At 31.7% G+C, this 18,118-nt stretch carries 15 protein-coding genes; 4 read left to right on the top strand and 11 right to left on the bottom strand.

The features are described 5' to 3' along the window. Positions 1–26: 26 nt before the first annotated feature. From ACNFIH_RS06065 to ACNFIH_RS06050, 4 genes are all read right to left on the bottom strand, one after another. On the bottom strand, positions 27–743 hold the full coding sequence (locus tag ACNFIH_RS06065) for a DUF4197 domain-containing protein (protein ID WP_426485908.1): 717 nt from the start codon (positions 741–743) through the stop codon (positions 27–29). 228 nt (positions 744–971) lie between these two features. Then, positions 972–1,400, bottom strand: coding sequence for a hypothetical protein (locus tag ACNFIH_RS06060; protein WP_426485907.1), 429 nt, complete (start codon positions 1,398–1,400; stop codon positions 972–974). Between the two features lie 5 nt (positions 1,401–1,405). After that, positions 1,406–1,834, bottom strand: a complete 429-nt coding sequence (locus ACNFIH_RS06055) for a cytochrome c oxidase assembly factor Coa1 family protein (protein WP_426485906.1) — start codon at positions 1,832–1,834, stop codon at positions 1,406–1,408. 140 nt (positions 1,835–1,974) lie between these two features. Further along, positions 1,975–3,528: a L,D-transpeptidase family protein gene (locus ACNFIH_RS06050; protein WP_426485905.1), complete on the bottom strand. Its 1,554-nt coding sequence runs from the start codon at positions 3,526–3,528 to the stop codon at positions 1,975–1,977. A gap of 298 nt (positions 3,529–3,826) precedes the next feature. On the opposite strand from ACNFIH_RS06050, the gene ACNFIH_RS06045 reads away from it, so the two are divergent. Further along, positions 3,827–7,267 (top strand): methylmalonyl-CoA mutase family protein, encoded by a 3,441-nt coding sequence (locus ACNFIH_RS06045; RefSeq protein WP_426485904.1) that lies wholly within the window; start codon positions 3,827–3,829, stop codon positions 7,265–7,267. A 50-nt stretch (positions 7,268–7,317) separates the two neighbouring features. Here the strand turns inward: ACNFIH_RS06045 and ACNFIH_RS06040 are convergent, their stop codons facing one another. Further along, positions 7,318–10,485, bottom strand: a complete 3,168-nt coding sequence (locus ACNFIH_RS06040) for a DEAD/DEAH box helicase (protein ID WP_426485903.1) — start codon at positions 10,483–10,485, stop codon at positions 7,318–7,320. Continuing rightward, a complete protein-coding gene (locus ACNFIH_RS06035; protein WP_426485902.1) occupies positions 10,485–11,267 on the bottom strand; it encodes a hypothetical protein in 783 nt (260 codons plus the stop codon). The genes ACNFIH_RS06040 and ACNFIH_RS06035 overlap by 1 nt, the downstream gene beginning before the upstream one ends. 241 nt (positions 11,268–11,508) lie before the next feature. Here ACNFIH_RS06035 and ACNFIH_RS06030 point away from each other — a divergent pair, with 241 nt between their 5' ends. Continuing rightward, on the top strand, positions 11,509–12,711 hold the full coding sequence (locus ACNFIH_RS06030; RefSeq protein ID WP_426485901.1) for a hypothetical protein: 1,203 nt from the start codon (positions 11,509–11,511) through the stop codon (positions 12,709–12,711). Between the two features lie 59 nt (positions 12,712–12,770). Here ACNFIH_RS06030 and ACNFIH_RS06025 read toward each other — a convergent pair whose 3' ends face one another. After that, positions 12,771–13,154 carry a flagellar motor protein MotB gene (locus ACNFIH_RS06025; RefSeq protein WP_426485900.1) on the bottom strand — a complete coding sequence of 128 codons (384 nt, stop codon included), beginning with the start codon at positions 13,152–13,154 and terminating at the stop codon, positions 12,771–12,773. Positions 13,155–13,428: 274 nt separating this feature from the next. Between ACNFIH_RS06025 and ACNFIH_RS06020 the strand changes: the two genes are divergently transcribed. Then, positions 13,429–13,881: a hypothetical protein gene (locus tag ACNFIH_RS06020; RefSeq protein ID WP_426485899.1), complete on the top strand. Its 453-nt coding sequence runs from the start codon at positions 13,429–13,431 to the stop codon at positions 13,879–13,881. 54 nt (positions 13,882–13,935) lie between these two features. On the opposite strand, the gene ACNFIH_RS06015 is transcribed toward ACNFIH_RS06020, so the two are convergent. The 4 genes from ACNFIH_RS06015 to ACNFIH_RS06000 all read right to left on the bottom strand — a co-directional run bounded on the left by ACNFIH_RS06015 (position 13,936) and on the right by ACNFIH_RS06000 (position 16,715). Continuing rightward, positions 13,936–14,322, bottom strand: coding sequence for a secretion protein (locus ACNFIH_RS06015; protein WP_426485898.1), 387 nt, complete (start codon positions 14,320–14,322; stop codon positions 13,936–13,938). Between the two features lie 373 nt (positions 14,323–14,695). Then, positions 14,696–15,103: a DUF3244 domain-containing protein gene (locus ACNFIH_RS06010; RefSeq protein ID WP_426485897.1), complete on the bottom strand. Its 408-nt coding sequence runs from the start codon at positions 15,101–15,103 to the stop codon at positions 14,696–14,698. A 366-nt stretch (positions 15,104–15,469) separates the two neighbouring features. After that, positions 15,470–15,871 carry a T9SS type A sorting domain-containing protein gene (locus ACNFIH_RS06005; RefSeq protein ID WP_035648955.1) on the bottom strand — a complete coding sequence of 134 codons (402 nt, stop codon included), beginning with the start codon at positions 15,869–15,871 and terminating at the stop codon, positions 15,470–15,472. A 442-nt stretch (positions 15,872–16,313) separates the two neighbouring features. After that, positions 16,314–16,715 carry a T9SS type A sorting domain-containing protein gene (locus tag ACNFIH_RS06000; RefSeq protein ID WP_426485896.1) on the bottom strand — a complete coding sequence of 134 codons (402 nt, stop codon included), beginning with the start codon at positions 16,713–16,715 and terminating at the stop codon, positions 16,314–16,316. A 450-nt stretch (positions 16,716–17,165) separates the two neighbouring features. Between ACNFIH_RS06000 and ACNFIH_RS05995 the strand changes: the two genes are divergently transcribed. Continuing rightward, positions 17,166–18,038 (top strand): AraC family transcriptional regulator, encoded by an 873-nt coding sequence (locus ACNFIH_RS05995; RefSeq protein ID WP_142449630.1) that lies wholly within the window; start codon positions 17,166–17,168, stop codon positions 18,036–18,038. Positions 18,039–18,118 lie beyond the last annotated feature (80 nt).

The raw sequence follows: 18,118 nt of genomic DNA, 5'->3' as shown, positions 1-18,118 counted from the left end.
TTGTCTCTTTGCATCTTCGAAAAAAATTATTTTCCATCCTGCATTGCAAAAACGCTTTTCAATAAAGGCGTTGTTCTTGCACTAATATTATTTCGGATTTCTTTTTCTTCTACTGCAATCATTTTAAAAACACCTGACAAGGCTTGATTTGTTGTATAATCAGTTAAATCTGGGTTTACTTTTTTTACTAATGGAATCGTATTGTATTTCGTAATGATTTTAGTCCAAACTGCATCAGCACCTACTTTTGCGAATGAATTTTTAATCACAGGATTAAATTTTCCGTATAAAGCTGTTGTTGTACTTCCTTGCAAATAAGTTGTTGCCGCACTGTCATTTCCTAACAAAATATTTTTAGCATCTGTAAATGACATATTTTTAACCGCCGATACAAATATTGGCGTTGCTTCTTTCACAGCATCTTCTGCAGCGCGATTCAGCATTTTGATTCCGTCATCGGCCAGCGAGCCTAAACCAACTTTTCTTAAAGTGGCATCCACTTTTTGTAATTCTTCAGGCAATAAAATTTTTACAGCTTCATTTTTATAAAAACCATCAACAGCGGTTAATTTGCTCACTTGCTGTGTAATTCCTTTATTTAGAGCTTCTTTCAATCCAGCTGAAATATCAACACCTCCAACCGGAATTTGTGATGATATTTGCGGAAACTGATTTAAAGTCTGCTGCATTTCTGCGCATGAAACAAGTGAAAATGTAAGGGCGAATAATAAAATCTTTTTCATTTGGGGGTTTTGTTTAAGTTTCAAAAATACTACTTATTCAAAAACAAAGCCATAATTTTATTTGAGGAGCAGAAAGATTTTGTTTCATAATTAACACTCGTCCCGCTATTCGTTGCAATCTTTTGTTTTTTTAAGAAAAAAACAAAAGGATTTCCACTGCTATCGGGGCTAGGATAGAAGTTTTTCGTTTTTTAAGAACAAGAAATTTATCATTATTTGAAAATTTGTTTATCTCCTTTTATGCCATTCGTGCAATAAACCTTCAAAGAAAGATTTAATTTCTTGCTTATCACCATCAACGCTGACTTTAAAACTACTCCCATCATTTTTGGTAATTAATGCATAAGGACAGTAGGTTAATCCAGCATTATACACAGTGTCAATTTTCGATATAGAGGAATAAAACGCAAAATCAATCGTGTTTTTTTCTGAATTTCGTTTGTCAATCCAGTAGGTTGCGACTCTTTTATCAGTGAAAAAGTTGCCTGCAAATTCTTTTTTAAATTCGCTGTAAAACTTGAGGATGACTTCGTTTTTGTCTAAGATTTTTAGATTTTGGATATACTTAATATCTTCCTGATTTAAACTTTTATTGTTTTCAATCTTATTACAAGAAAAAAAGAAGACCAAAAACATAGTGAAAATATATTTTTGCATACGTATTATTCTTTTTTCAGCAAATCAATTTTCTCATCTGTCTTTTCAATGTAAACAGACATTTCACTGTATTTCCATTTTCCTCTTTTTTCGCCAACAACAAACAAGGTTGCTTTGCCTTTTGGACCTTTTAGAGGAACTTGTACATCGCATTTTCTAACATCGTTTACGGCACTTACAGTTCCGGAAACCATTCCATCGGTTTCTATAGGCGATCCAAGTTTTTCGATTAGTATTTTATTGTGCTGAACAAGTTCCATCGATTCTATATAAGCATCAGAATCTTTGATAATCGAAGTTACTTCAAAGAAAACGACAACTAAAAATAAAACAAATAATACAATAAGAGTCAAACAGCCTGTAGGAACAAACCATTTCCAGTTTCGATTCCACCAGTTTCTTTTATCTACAATTAGTTTGTTTGAATCTTCCATATTTTAATTTGCTTTAATTAATTGAATATCAAAGCTAAAATATGGAATTTCGTGATAAGATTCAATTAAATTTTTGGACATAAAAAAATCGGAAACTTAACTGAATGAATTCCCGATTTTATATTTTTTATCGTTAAATATTAATTTGAAGTAAGAGATAATTGGTTACTTAATTCATTGTCTCTTTCATATACATCCTGAAAGAAACCAATTTCACCATTTTCATTTACTAATGATGTAAAGTAAGTAATATAAATTGGCACTTTTTTAGACAATTTAAAACTACTTTCAGTTTTTCCAGCCATAGCTTTGTCAATTTTTTCCTGAGTCCATTCCGGATAATCTTTCAACATGGCAACCGCTAATTCTTTTGCCAGTTTTACATTTACACAACCGTGGCTGAAAGTTCTTTTTTCAAAATCGAATAATGTTTTTGCTGGCGTATCATGCATGTAAATATCATCTGGATTCGGAAACATGAATTTTACTAAACCTAAAGAGTTATCTGGTCCTGGTTTTTGTCTCACTTGACCGTTTACCATTTCCATATTGTGATCAGCAAGATAATTTGGGTCGGCAGCGATTTTAGATTTCAATTCGTTTTGCACAATGCTTTGAGGAACTGTCCAATAAGGGCTGAAAACGATTCGGTCAATTTCACCATTAAAAATGGTTGTTTTTGTTAAAGGCGCACCAACAAATACATTAGATTTCAACACCACTTTTCCGTTTTTAACGTAAACCAATTCATAAGAAGGAACATTAACCAAAACATACTCATCATTACCAGCCATTTGAGCCGAAATTTCGCGGCATCTTTCCATATTCAATTCTAAAGTTTTTACTTTATCAGAAAGCGGTACGTTCATTTCTTTAATATGTTCTTCTGCAAGAATATAGTTAGGTTTGAATCCATTACGAACTTTGTATTTCATAACCGCATCCATTAATTCACGGTCATAAACATTGCTTTTTGAATCCTGTTTTAAGTCTCCTAATAAGTACAAACGAGTTCTAACTTGGGCAATTGTGTTTGAAACAGCGTCAGGACGTAAGTCTTTATATGGAGTTTCTGCGGGAACGATTGGTTTCCATTTATTTGATCGTTCAATTTTTTTGTATTGTTTTAAAACACTTTGAAGTTTATAATATTGATCAAAAGTCACTTTATTGTCTACTGGCGCAGCAGTTGTTTCTTCAATTGTGCTGTAATTCATAAAATCTTTCAACATAGTATCATACGATATATTTTTATCAACACTACTTTTTTTAGCATACACAATATATAAGGTACTCAAAAGCATATCTGCATCAGTTTTTGAAAGATTTGTTGTAGCAGATGAATCAAAAAGCTGATCAATTTCTTTTTGATAAGGAATTACCAAATCATTTGTTTTTTTTGCTTTTTGGTATAAAGCAGAAGCAAATTCATTGATTTGATCTTCGTCATACCAAATAGTTCCTAAAGATCTGTTTTTGTACAATGACATCACATCAGATTTATATTTTTTCAAATCAGAGTATCTTTTAAAGAAGTCGTTTGAAATTTCATTTTCGTCATCATTTGGGGTTGTATTAATGATGGCAGCGTTTGGAGTTTTTGTATATAAAAAATTTGTGTTTTCAATTTTACTATAAGACGATACAAAAAAACTCAAACCTAAAATTACGGTGAATGAATATAGTGTTTTCATTTTTTTAAATTTTTACGTTATTACTTTTTATTTGCTAAGTTTTTGGTAAAAATTTGGGGCTTTTCTACACTGCTAAATTACTATGAGAGAGCTTGAAACACGTTTTTAGATTTTGTTTAAATGTTGCGAAATTGCCATGTCTTTAAGCTTTCTTTAACTTATATCAATTCATCTTCGAAATTGTTACCCCAGAAATCAAAAAAACATTTTTCTTTTTTTTGTTAACATAAAGCTATTCTAGTAATCAAATATTAAAATAATTTGTACATTGGTCGCTTAAAATTATCATATTCATAAAATGGAACCACAAATACCATATATTCCTAAAAATAAAGTAAGAATTGTCACAGCAGCTTCGCTTTTTGACGGACATGATGCCGCGATTAATATTATGCGCAGAATCATACAGTCAACCGGAGTTGAAGTAATACATTTAGGCCACGATCGAAGTGTTGAGGAAGTTGTAAATACCGCAATTCAAGAAGATGCAAATGCGATTGCAATGACATCGTACCAAGGTGGTCACAACGAATACTTTAAATATATGTATGATTTGCTTCGCGAAAAAGGAGCAGGGCATATCAAGATTTTCGGAGGCGGAGGCGGTGTAATTCTGCCAAGCGAAATTTCAGAATTGCATGAATATGGAATTACAAGAATTTATTCTCCAGACGACGGACGTTCTTTAGGTCTTCAGGGAATGATTAATGATTTGGTGCAACGTGCTGATTTTCCTATTGGAGATAAATTAAACGGAGAAATCGATCATATCGAAAATAAAGTTCCAACGGCGATTGCGCGTTTAATTTCGGCAGCCGAGAATTTCCCTGAAATTGCAAAACCGGTTTTTGATAAAATTCACCAAAATAATGAAACTTCAAAAATTCCAGTTTTAGGAATTACAGGAACGGGTGGTGCAGGAAAATCTTCTTTAGTAGATGAATTGGTTCGCCGATTTTTAATTGATTTCCCAGAAAAAACAATCGGATTAATTTCTGTGGATCCTTCGAAAAGAAAAACCGGAGGAGCGCTTTTAGGAGACAGAATCCGAATGAATGCGATTAATAATCCTCGTGTATATATGCGTTCGCTGGCTACACGTCAATCGAATTTGGCTTTGTCTAAATATGTAGCCGAAGCGATTCAGGTTTTAAAAGCAGCTAAATACGATTTGATTATTTTAGAAACTTCAGGAATTGGTCAGTCTGATACAGAGATTATGGATCATTCTGATGTTTCTTTATATGTAATGACGCCAGAATTTGGAGCAGCAACACAATTGGAAAAAATCGACATGCTTGATTTTGCCGATTTAGTAGCTTTAAATAAATTTGATAAACGCGGCGCTTTAGACGCTTTGCGCGATGTAAAAAAACAATATCAAAGAAACCATAATCTTTGGGATAAAAATCCTGATGAAATGCCGGTTTTCGGAACTATCGCTTCGCAGTTTAACGATCCGGGAATGAACACGCTTTATAAAGCGATTATGGATAAAGTGGTTGAAAAAACGGCTTCAGATTTGAAATCGACTTTTACAATCACAAAAGAAATGAGCGAGAAAATCTTCGTGATTCCGCCACATAGAACGCGTTATTTATCTGAAATTGCAGAGAATAACAGAAGTTATGATGAAACAGCCATTTCGCAGCAAAAAGTAGCGCAGAAATTATACGGAATTTTCAAAACTATCGAATCGGTTTCTGGAAAAGTTCCTCAAATCAATAAAGCTGGAATTGACGATTCTACAGTTTTGCCAAGCGGAATTGCTGAACACGACGAAAACAGAATCTTTTTAAATCTTTTACTAAATCAGTTCGATAAAGTAAAAATGGATTTAGATCCGTACAATTGGGAAATTATCCTGAATTGGGATGAAAAAGTAGCGAAATACAAAAATCCAGTTTACTCGTTTAAAGTTCGTGATAAAGAAATCAAGATTGCAACGCATTCTGAAAGTTTATCACATTTGCAGATTCCGAAAATTGCTTTACCTAAATATGAAGGCTGGGGCGATATTCTGCGTTGGAATTTACAGGAAAATGTTCCTGGCGAATTTCCATTTGCTTCGGGATTATATCCGTTTAAACGTGAAGGCGAAGATCCTTCAAGAATGTTTGCCGGCGAGGGCGGACCAGAAAGAACCAACAAACGTTTTCATTATGTAAGTGCTGGAATGCCTGCAAAACGTCTTTCAACCGCTTTTGACAGTGTAACTTTATACGGAAACGATCCAGATTTGCGTCCAGATATTTACGGAAAAATTGGAAATGCGGGAGTTTCAATTTGCTGTTTAGATGATGCTAAAAAACTATATTCAGGTTTCGATTTGGTTCATGCATTGACTTCGGTAAGTATGACGATTAATGGGCCTGCGCCAATGTTGTTAGGTTTCTTTATGAACGCGGCAATCGATCAGCAATGTGAGATTTACATCAAAGCAAATGATTTAGAAAAAGAAGTTGAGGCCAAAATCAACAAATTATATAAAGAAAAAGGAATTGAAAGACCAAAATACCAAGGCGATTTACCAGACGGAAACAACGGTTTAGGATTAATGCTTTTAGGTGTTACCGGAGATGAGGTTTTGCCTTTAGATGTTTATAATGAGATAAAAGTCAAAACATTATCACAAGTTAGAGGAACAGTTCAGGCTGATATTTTAAAAGAAGATCAGGCGCAGAATACGTGTATTTTTTCAACTGAATTTGCTTTGCGATTAATGGGCGACGTTCAGGAATATTTTATTACTAAAAACGTACGTAATTTTTATTCGGTTTCGATTTCGGGATATCATATTGCAGAGGCGGGAGCAAACCCAATTACGCAATTGGCATTTACGCTTTCAAATGGTTTCACTTACGTGGAATATTATTTGAGTCGCGGAATGAACATCAACGATTTTGGTCCGAATTTATCATTCTTCTTCTCTAACGGAGTTGATCCAGAATATTCAGTTATTGGTCGTGTGGCACGTAAAATTTGGGCAAAAGCCATGAAAAACAAATACGGAGCCAACGAAAGAGCACAAATGCTGAAATATCATATTCAGACTTCTGGACGTTCGTTACACGCACAAGAAATTGATTTCAACGATATTAGAACGACTTTACAGGCTTTATACGCGATTTACGACAACTGTAATTCATTGCACACAAACGCTTACGACGAAGCAATTACAACGCCAACAGAAGAATCTGTACGTCGTGCAATGGCAATTCAGTTGATTATCAATAAAGAATTAGGTTTGGCGAAAAACGAAAACCCAATTCAAGGTTCCTTCATCATCGAAGAATTAACCGATTTAGTGGAAGCAGCCGTTCTTCAAGAATTCGACAGAATCACTGAAAGAGGAGGAGTTCTTGGTGCAATGGAAACCATGTACCAAAGATCTAAAATTCAGGAAGAAAGTTTGTATTACGAAACTTTAAAACACAATGGTGATTTCCCGATTGTGGGTGTAAATACTTTCCTGAGTTCAAAAGGTTCGCCAACTGTAATTCCAGCTGAGGTTATTCGTGCAACAGAAGAAGAAAAACAATATCAAATTACGATGTTGGATAACTTGCACAATTTCCACGAAGCAAAAGTAAACGAACATTTAAATACGTTGCAGCAAGCCGCTATTAAAAACGAAAACTTATTCGATCATTTAATGGAAGCTACAAAGGTTTGTTCTTTGGGTCAGATTACTTCGGCGTTGTTTGAGGTGGGTGGGCAGTATAGAAGGAATATGTAGAGATTAAAATTAAAAGGGCAGTTCACATGAACTGCTCTTTTAATTTTAAATTAATTCATTTCGGTTTTAAATTTTAGGTGTGTTTCTACACGCATTAATAAACGATGGTCTCTTTTATAGAATAGCTTTTCTACTTCATCAAAACCTTCTCTAATACAACTTCCTAATGCTCTAATAGTCCAGGATAATTCTTCTTGATCAATATTTTTCTGCTGTGCTTTTTCAATAAGAATCATTGAAATTAGACCAAAACTAAAACTAATTTCTGGTATCAAACGTATTACAAAGTTTCGAGCTTTAATTAAATAAGGACTCGTATCAGGTCTGAGTGAATTTGGAATTGAATCATTTAATGTTTTTAATGTTTCACCGCTTAAATATTGCTTCAGTAAATCTCTTAAAATTGGAAGGCGTTGGATTATTTCTTCTACTCTGTTTTCTTCCATTTTTAAACCAACTACTTTTTTTATTTGATTAATAGAGCTAGGTTTTAAATAAATTTTCTCAAGAAACGCATTGTTAGATTGAAGCCAATTGAAGTACCAGTCAACATAATCTAATACTTTATAATTCATGAACGATTTAAAGTCTTCTTTATCAATTGCATTTGCTAAATCAAGAATTAAAGAAGGATCAATTCCTGTTTTAAAACTTATTTCTTTTGTCCAAATAATGTCTTCAGATAAATCATCTAATTCCTTTCTCCTTTTTAAAAGATTAATGACTTGCTGATCAAATTTTTCGCTATTTTTTTCTTTGATAGACTTATAAGCATAGAAAGAATTTTTCATTAGCTTTTTAGTTTCGTTTTCTGATAAATTTTCAGATTTAAACCTGTAAAGAATATTAATTTGATCATTATCTAAGTGTTTCGAATGATTTGCTAACGAATCTAAAAAAAATTCTAGAGGGTCAAGAATATTTAAACATTGATCTCCTTTTGAAAAGACTTTTTCTTTCAAACTCCACCAGCGTTCTGAAATTAAAGAATCATTAATTGTAACCATGTTGCCAGGAATCAAAAGAACTGCTCCTTGAGAAGATTGACCAGCACGCCCAGCGCGTCCAGCAGCATTTAAAAGTTCATGCGGCTTTATATCTTCTCTACTTCCTTTTTCTTCATCAAATCTATCATCTCCCGCAATAATTACAATCTCAGCAGGTAGGTTTATGCCTTGTGCTAAAGTTGCGGTCGCAACTAAAGCTATCGAACCATTTGTTCCCTTAAAATATTCTTCTATTAGATTTCTTTCTAGAGGAAAAAGTAGACCGTGATGAATCCCCACATTCTCATGGTTATGAAAATATGAACCTTCAATTCCTCCTAATTCTTGATCTAAGCAAACAATTGAATTGTTTTGATCAATGAATGTAGAATAGTTATTTTTTCTATTTCCTAACTCATCGGATATCTTTTTAGCTGTTGAATTAGCTATTCTTGGATCATCTACAAAAACTAAAGTTTTTAATCCTAGTTGACAAAAATGTATTGCCAATTTTGCCGCAATTTCGTTCCTATTGCTAGTAAGTTGCCAATAATTGTTTATGCCTAGTGTAACAGATTGATCTATAATTGGTGCTTTAAAATAATCCTCATTTTCTGTTGTTTCCCAAATGTTTTTTAAGCTAAAAAAGACGTTTGGAGAAATTGTAAGTTCTCTTTTAAGTTTAGATGGAGGTGAAGCAGTTTGTGCCTGTCTTCTAACTTTTCTAATTGAATTGTTTAGAATTGAAATATCGTTTTCTTCATATACAATGCATCCATGTAATTGTCTAGTCGGTTTCCAAGATGAATTAAATAATATACATTCTCTTCTAGTTATTGATTTAAGCCATTCACAAATTTCATTTCCATTTTCAACCATTGCAGAAATTAACAAATAATCTGCTTGTGGTATAAAAGTGAAAAGAGACAATAAACAATACATTGCATCAATCGAACGACGATCTTTTTTTATATCAGTTCCATGTATTAAGTGAAATTCATCAAAAATTACTAATCCTAAATTCAAAAAGAAATCGGAACTTGTGTTTAATAGAGTTAGACAGCGTTCAGGAGTCATGACTAATATTGGTAAATTTGAAAAAGCTCCAAAATCAGTAAACTCACCATCAAATTCTATGTTTTCAAAATCATATTCTGTAAAAAGATTTTTTAAATTTTTGTTTACTTGATCTTCAAGCGCATGAGTTGGTACTAAATAAATTGCTCGCCTACCTGAATATAGACAAGATGCAAGTTTTAACTCAGATAGTGTTGATTTACCTGCGCCTGTTGGTAGGGTAAGTATTGCTGATGTACCAGGATTTAAAAAGCCTGTATCAACTGCATCTTTATGATTTTCCCATAAATAAGGTCTATCTTGAGCTAACTTCTTTAAAAATGCACTCCATGATTCTAAATCTACATTGTTCGGAGGAGGAATATTTATTACTGCTCTATTTAAAATATCCTGTTCTAATATTTTAAGTAATTTAGCTAATCTATATGGACCGGCATAAACATCGTTTTGTTTAAAAGCTTCAATTTGAGAAATGGATAAATCAATTACATTCTGAAAATGATTCTTTTTTTCTCTGTTCTCGGTTATACTTGTTAGATTTGTCGCAAGATTCTTAATTCCCAACCCTAATTCTCGCCATAAATAGTTTAATGCTATTTCTTCCAAATCTGCACTTTCAATAACTTCCTCTTCAGTAAAATACTCATTAATTATAATATTGAGATTACCCTTTGCTAACGCAGCTATATTGTTGATTAATTTTATCTGTATTATATTTAGATCAGTAAAATTGGGCAAGGAAATAGACATTTCTGCAGCATCTGCTTGACTATTTCCAATTAGAAAAAGAATAATAGAAGAAATAAATGGCGAAATTGAATCAATTCCTAAGATTGAGTTAGATTGGTCATCAAATAAGCCAATTTTATATATTAGGTTGTTTGCCGTACCTGCTACAAATGCTATAGAATCCTTTTGTTCATGATCGGGTTGTACTAATAAAATTGTTTCAAGATTATGTGATAATTTTTGTAAATAAAGAATACTAGAAACTAATTCATCATCTTGTAAATTTAGAGTTCCTTCAGCAACTTGTCTTCTTAAGCTTATTATTTGAGCATAAATTTTTGTTAAGTCTTGAGGCAGTCTTTCAATATTAATGTCTCCAATTGAAGGAATATTTTTAATCTTTTCCGCTGTTGAACTATTATACATTATGTCGTTTTTTTTGATTCTAAATAAATAATTACTTTTTCAGCTAAATCTTCCATCCAATTTCTTAAATCTTCAATATAAATTGAAGATGCATTTCTTCTTTTCGCATCTCCTTTGACATGTTTGTCATAATTTAAAAACAATAAATTTCTACCATCTTTATCATTATGAATTTCTTCTCTTGTTATACCAATTCTATATACTCTATAATCTTTATTAAAAATATCATTTTGTACTTTTTCTAAAATTTGACCAGAATTTAAATTAGATATTAAGCTAGCGATTATGCCAATTAATGCATTGTTCTTCTTTCCTTCTTCAAAAACCAAAAACTCAGGAAATACTTGTGAAGTTATTTTTCCTCTAGGTTGAGTAGTGCATTTATCCTCGGTAATAATAATACTTGCCAATTCATCGGAAGAACTCAGAATGAGTGCAAGCCCATCTATACCATGTTGCGCAGGAGCAAAATGAGGATAGTTTGCATAAAACTTTTCTCCTCGATTTCTTGTTGCTAAAGCCATCCACGAAATCATTTGAAACATCCATCCATCTCTTTTCGTAACGGTGGCTGATTTTAATTGATTAATAGTTGCATTTATTGCATCATTATTGTGAATGGGATGGGATACCGTTAGAGTATTTATTATTTTTAATATATGATAGTGATGCCCTAGTAGCATTTCCCCTACACGTTCCGCTAATAAGGATTTGTCAGCAATTTCATATTCATAGTCAACAAATAAAGGAGAACAATCAGTATCAATTAAATTGAATGGCATTTGCTTTTGATTTGATAAATATTTGTGAAAGTAATATTTATATTATAAAAATAAAAATTTTAATGCGACTCGTTACTAAGTTGCGAATCCTCAACTCAACTCAAAAACTCAATTTCACTTAAAGGAAGCATCATTTGCTATGCGAAGTCGAGAGACTTCGCACAGTAATTGGTAAAATCTTCAGATTTTTAACGAAAATAAAAACCTTTCAAAAACGAAAGGTTTTTTTAATTTTAGTGTCATGAAAAACACTATCTATTACATTCTCTTTCTTTTTGTTACGGTTTTTGGCTATTCCCAAAACAAGCAATTATTAAAAACAGGAGTTATTATCGATTCAGTGAAAATTGCAACTGCTCCAACAGAATCGTATGCCATATATTTTCCTAAAAAATACGATGCTAAAACGCCAATGGCATTGGTTTTTATCTTTGATCCGGCTGCGAGAGGAAAAAAAGGAATTGAACCCTTTATTCTGGCTGCAGAAACGTATCATTATATTTTGGTTTGTTCAAATACCTTAAAAAATGGATTAGTCCAAAATAATATTGCAATTGCCAATAGATTATTTGACGATGTATTGCAAACATATGCTATTGATACTTCACAACTTTACATATCAGGTTTTTCGGGCGGTGCACGATTAGCCAGTCTTTTTGGGATATCTACAGGAGCTTTTCAGGGCGTTATTGCTTGTGGCGCTTCTTTTAATGGTATGGATAAGTTTATAACTCCGTCAAATAATTTCTCCTATGTTGGTATGGTTGGAGATCGGGATATGAATTATCAGGAAATGATTGAAAATAGAGAATGGCTCGATAAAACAAAGATTGTAAATACACTTTTTGTTGCTCATGTGGGGCATGCTTGGCCTAAACCATCTGAAATGCTTCGCGCATTTGACTGGTTGGAAATTCAGGCGTACAGAAAAAATATAAGACCGAAGAACGATTCGATTATTAAAAGAATTTACGATACCAATTTGCGAATAGCCGATAGTTTAAAGGCGAATAAAGAAATGCTACTTTCTGTAAATGCCTATGAAAAAGGGATTACTTCTTTTAATATCAATGAAGATAATATTCTAAGAACTAAGATTGCCGAAATCAAAAAATCCAAAGAGTATAAAGATGAAATAGCCAAAATGAAAGAGATAAAAGTTTTGGAAAACAAAATAATGGATAAACTTTCACTTCGTTTTGACCAGGAATTAAAATGGGCTAAAAGTACTTCTAATTTAAAGTTTTGGAAATCTGAAATAGAGGATTTGAGAATTATGAAATCAGATGACAAAAATTTTTTAGCGAAGAATATGGCGTTTAGAATATTAAATTGGTTTCAGATTATGGTTTATGAAACGGGGCAGGAATATAAAAGAAACCAAGAAAATGACAAGTTTGCCTATTGTCAGGAATTGTATAAAATTATTAAGGAAACAAATTAAATAAAAAACCTCTCATTGCTGAGAGGCTTTTTTATGTTTTCTGAAAATTAGTATAATGTCTAAACTTTCTTCTTTATAACTTTAGATTTTCGCTTCAGTTTTTCAATAATAGCATCTGCTTTTTCGTTTTGGCAAATAAATCTTAGCGATTCTGCGTAGCGGTAATAATAAACAGGTTCTAAGTCAGATGTCATGGCGAATAATTTATCATACCAATCGGCGGCTTTTTCTAGTTTATCGTGTTGATAAGAGGAATCGCCCAATTTCTGGAATAAGTCTACAGATTTATAGCCTTTTGCGGCAATTTTTTCGTAGGTTTTTATAACATCAACATAAGCATATTTGTCGCTTACTTTGTCGGTTATATATATGGCTTCATTTTGAGCAGCGGCACGAAATGAAAAAACAATCAATACTACTAAAGCAATAAGTTTCTGTTGCATAAGTATTAGTTTAAAAGATTGGTTTTGGTGGTCATTTTCATCAGCAATATTTTCATTTGTGTATTCTCAATTCGTTTTGCAAATATATCTAAATCAGTAATATAGCTTGTAATTGAGCCGATTTTTTTTTCCTTTTGTCGATTTTTTAAGACGTAAGTAAGAAATAATTGATGTTTTTGACTCAGGAATTTTTATTCATCATAAACATTTAGATAATTAATTTTAAGTTTATCCAAAATATATCGACTAACTTTATGATTATCAATTGATAATTATGATGACAATTCAGCAATATTTGGATAAAATAGATCTTTTGCAGAAAGAGGAAAGCAAAGTAGCGCTTTTTGAGAAAGATAATCTGGAAAGTATTGTTTTAATAATGTCTTTAAATAGTACTGAAAATTATTTTACAATTGATTCTCTTTTTCAAAAATCAGTTTCTAAATCAATTACAATAAACAGGGAAATTGTAATGCAGTTTTCAAATCATTCTGGCTTGCTTTTTTCAAATGAAACTGAAACAGGAAATGTTTGTTTTGCAGAAAGTAACGAATTACGATCAGAATATAGGCTGAGTTTTAAATTGGTTGATTTATTAGATTATGTATATGCGTTTGCACATTCCTCTATTTATAAAGAAACTCAAAAAATCATCCTGCCGCCCGATGCAGATTCCTTTTGGAATTTAGTAAAAATAGGGAAGAGGATTAGAAAAACAGAAAAATAAAAAAAGCAGCTCCTGGAACGAGCTGCTTTTGATTTTGTTGGGGACAAAAAGGGGTTAGCGACGGAAAGAAGGACTTTGGTTTACAGTTTCGTCTAACTTTACTGCCTTCACTTTTTTGGCTACAACTTTAATTTCGTGTTTTGCAATTTTGCCATTTTCAGTTACTTCTAGCACATAAGTTCCGGCTGGATGACCTTCTAAACTTATTGTTTTTGAAACTTCTAATTTGTTTGCAGCAGATTCACCTGTGTAAACTAAATTATGGTTTTCATCATAAATAGAAAAAGAAGAATTTTCAACGGTGTCTAAAGTAAAGCTTACTACTTTTCCGTTTCCGGTAACTATATTCAAAATATAGTCTCCTTTTCCATTAAATGCGTAGGTAAAAATCGAGGTAAATAAAAAGGCGGCGATTAAGCCCATTCTGGTAAATTTTGTCATGTTTTTTAAATTACTTTTTTAAAGATTAATACTAAATAGTGGCGTAGCAAAACTACAAAAGAAATTTAATTTTATGCAAAAAATAGCCGTTTTCAAACGGTTAAGTTGCTGAATTAAAGATGTTTCTATAATTTTCCTACAGTATATACGAAAAAATGCCTTTTTTGGATTTTTTTTGATGATTTTTTTTAAAAGTGTAGAAATCAGACTTTTAAAATTATTAGGAATTATTTTCCTAAATCGGAAAGATTATAAAATTCAGTTCAGTTTAAAGCAAAAAAAAACAGCTCAATAACCACAAAGAGCTGTTTGTAAAACAATCACGTTTTTACTAACTATCTAACCTTATACTCTTATGAGAAGTATAAATTTTTTAGCGTACTGCTACGCTAGTATTTTGAGCAGCATAACCTGCTTTATAAACTGACGAAACTGCTTTTGTAGATAAAACCGAAGCTTCATCAGTAATTGTAATTTCGTGTCTTACTTTTTTTGTATTGTCTTCAACTTCTAAATAGTAAGTTCCTTCTGGAAACTCTTCTAAGCTAAAAGTTCTCAAGATTCCGTCTTTGCCTGAAGCACTTTCAGAATAAATCAATTCTCCATTTTTGTCGTAAATAGCCAGATTAGCTTTTTTTACCTGATTTAGAGCAAACGTGATCAGTTTTCCATTTCCTTTTAAAACGTGAACATTCAAATTGTCATTCCCGTCAATTGCAAAAGCGTTACTTGTTGCGAAAAGCACTGCACATACTAAACTTAATTTTAAAATCTTTTTCATAATCTTAGTTATTAAATTAATAGTTCTAATTCTCTGATGTAAAATTACTTTCTCAATGGTTAATTCAGCACAACTCTATTTGCTAATTTCTATGCTATATTCTCATTTACGAAACCGTTATAGGTTAAAATTTGATTTATATTTACTGTTTTTGCCAAATCGCCTACTATTTTTCAATGTTTTTCTTAATCTTAAAATAACGATTTCTTAATTAAAAGAGATAATTTTAATGAAAACAGAATTGTTTGATTCAGAATATAATAGCATAAAAAAAGCAGCCCAATTTTATATAGAGCCGCTTTCATTTAGCTAAATTTTAGCCTGATATTATTCCCAATTTTTTTATACCTATATATATGTATAGGTTTAGCGTACCGCTACGCTAGAATCTTTAGCAAATCCTGCTTTGTAAACAGATGAAACCGCTTTTCTTGATAAAACTGATGCGTCGTCAGTAATAATGATTTCGTGTCTCACTTTTTTTACATTGTCTTCAACTTCTAAATAGTAAGTTCCTTCTGGGAATTCTTCTAAATTAAAAGTTCTTAAAATTCCTTCTTTACCTGAAGCATATTCAGAATAAATAAGTGATCCATCCTTGTCATAAATTGAAACATTTGCTTTTTTCACTTGATTAAGTGCAAACGTGATCAATTTACCATTTGTTTTTAATACATGAAGATTAAAATCTTCATTCCCGCCAATTGCAAAAGCGCTAAATCCTGTGAAAAGCACTGCACCTACTAAACTTAATTTTAAATTTTTCATAGCATTAGTTTTTTAAATTAATAGATCTAATTCTCTGATGCTAAATTACTTACGTTATAATGATTTGTGCACAACTCTATTTGCTGATTTATGTGTTATATTCTCATTTACGAAACCGTTATAGGTTAAATTTTGAATTTAATTTAATGATTTTGTTAATTGGGTAATTATTTTTTAAAGTTTTCGTGATTTTGGCTTTACGATTTATTTACAAAAAAGATGTTCAATTTAACCGCAAAGAGCGCAAAGAAAAACGCAAAGTTCGCAAAGTTTTAAAATAGAACTTTGCGAACTTTGCGTAAAACCTTAGCGTCTTTGCGGTAAAAAAAAAGCAAAAAAAAACAGCTCAATAACCACAAAGAGCTGTTTCTAAAACCTGACGGTTTTTAAACTTTACTAACTATCTAACCTCATTTTTATACTGTATTCGAGTATAACTTTTTTAGCGTACTGCTACGCTAGTATTTTTTGCAGAATCTTTATAAACAGATGAAATTGCTTTTGATGATAAAACTGTAGCATCATCAGTAATTGTAATTTCGTGTCTTACTTTTTTAGTACTGTCTTCAACTTCTAAATAATAAGTTCCAGCTGGAAATTCTTCTAAACTGAAAGTTCTTAAAATACCATCTTTTCCAGATGCGTTTTCAGAATATAATAAAGAACCTTCTTTATCATATATTGATAAGTTTGCTTTTTTAGTTTGGTTTAAAGCAAACGTGATAAGCTTTCCATTTCCTTTTAATACGTGAAGACCAAATTCTCCATCACCATCAATTGCATAAGTATTGAATCCTGATAATAATACTGCAACTACTAAACTTAATTTTAAAATCGTTTTCATATTTCTGTATGTTTAAATTTTTAGTTCATTTTTCTGATGTAAAATTAGTTCAGTAGTTGCTTTTTTAGTACAACTCTATTTTCCGATTTATATGCTATATTCTCATTTACGAAACCGATATAGGTTAAAATTTGAATTATTTTAAGTGTTTTTGTTAATTCGGCTATTATTTTTTAATGTTTTGTAAAAAACGGAGTTTGTTAAAAAGTTCTGGTTTTCTTACAGAAATAACATATTTGTATAAAAAGAAGGTTTTAAATATGATATCTAAAAAAAATCTGCAATAAAAAAACGAGACTCTAAAAAAACGGCCATTTTGATGTAAAATCAACAGCATTGTTTAGTGGTTTTTTATGAAAAATCCTCAGTTACGAAACCGTTATAGGTTAAAATTTAAATTATTTTAGGTGTTTTTGTTAAATTTGCTATTATTTTTTAAAGATATATATCATGAAAACAGTCGCCCCAGCTCTTGAAGTGATATCAAACTCATACGGAAGTTCTTTTACCTACACCAAACATGCCGAAAAGACCAACAGTAAAGCCCATTTGTGGCATTATCATCCAGAAATTGAGTTGGTTTATATTAATGGAGGTGCGGGAAAAAGACAAATAGGAAGCCATGTTTCCTATTACACAAATGGAGATTTGATATTAATAGGTGCCAATTTGCCACATTGTGGTTTTACAAATGAACAAACGGGAAACAAAAAAGAAACCGTTATTCATATTAAACCGGAATTTTTAGCGAATGATTTTTTTGTCGCTCCCGAAATGAGAAGAGTACAAAATATTATCAATCAGTCAAAAACAGGAATTGCCTTTAATGGCGAAACCAAAAAACAAATAGGCAAAAAAATCGAAATGATGGAGCACCAGCTTCCTTTTGAGCGCTTGCTGACACTTTTGAGTATTTTAGATGAGTTAGAATCATCAGATGAATATACGGTTTTAAATGCTGACGGATTTTCGTTAGAATTGCAAAATCAAGACAATGACCGAATGAATTTGATTTTTAATTTCGTAAAAGATCATTTTCAGGAATCAATTGCTATTGACGAGGTTTCGAATTTAGTTAGTATGACGACGCCATCGTTTTGTCGTTATTTCAAAAAGATTTCGAATAAAACATTTACTGAATTCGTAAATGAATATCGTTTAGTACATGCTTCTAAACTTTTGGCTGAAAAGCAAATCAGTATCAATGAAGTTTGTTACGAAAGTGGTTTTAATAATTTCAGCCATTTTAGCAAATCGTTCAAACAATACACAGGAAAAAGTGCATCGCAGTATCGTTTGGAACATAAAATAATAATTAGTTAATGCTTTTTTACCACTGATTTTGCAGATTGAAATGATTAATCCTAAAAATCATTTAATCTTTGGTTGAAAAAATGCAATTA

The organism is Flavobacterium sp. 2, assembly GCF_049949195.1.
GTDB lineage: Bacteria > Bacteroidota > Bacteroidia > Flavobacteriales > Flavobacteriaceae > Flavobacterium.
The sequence above is the reverse complement of the archived record's forward strand: the minus strand, read 5'-3'. Positions and strand labels throughout refer to the sequence as shown.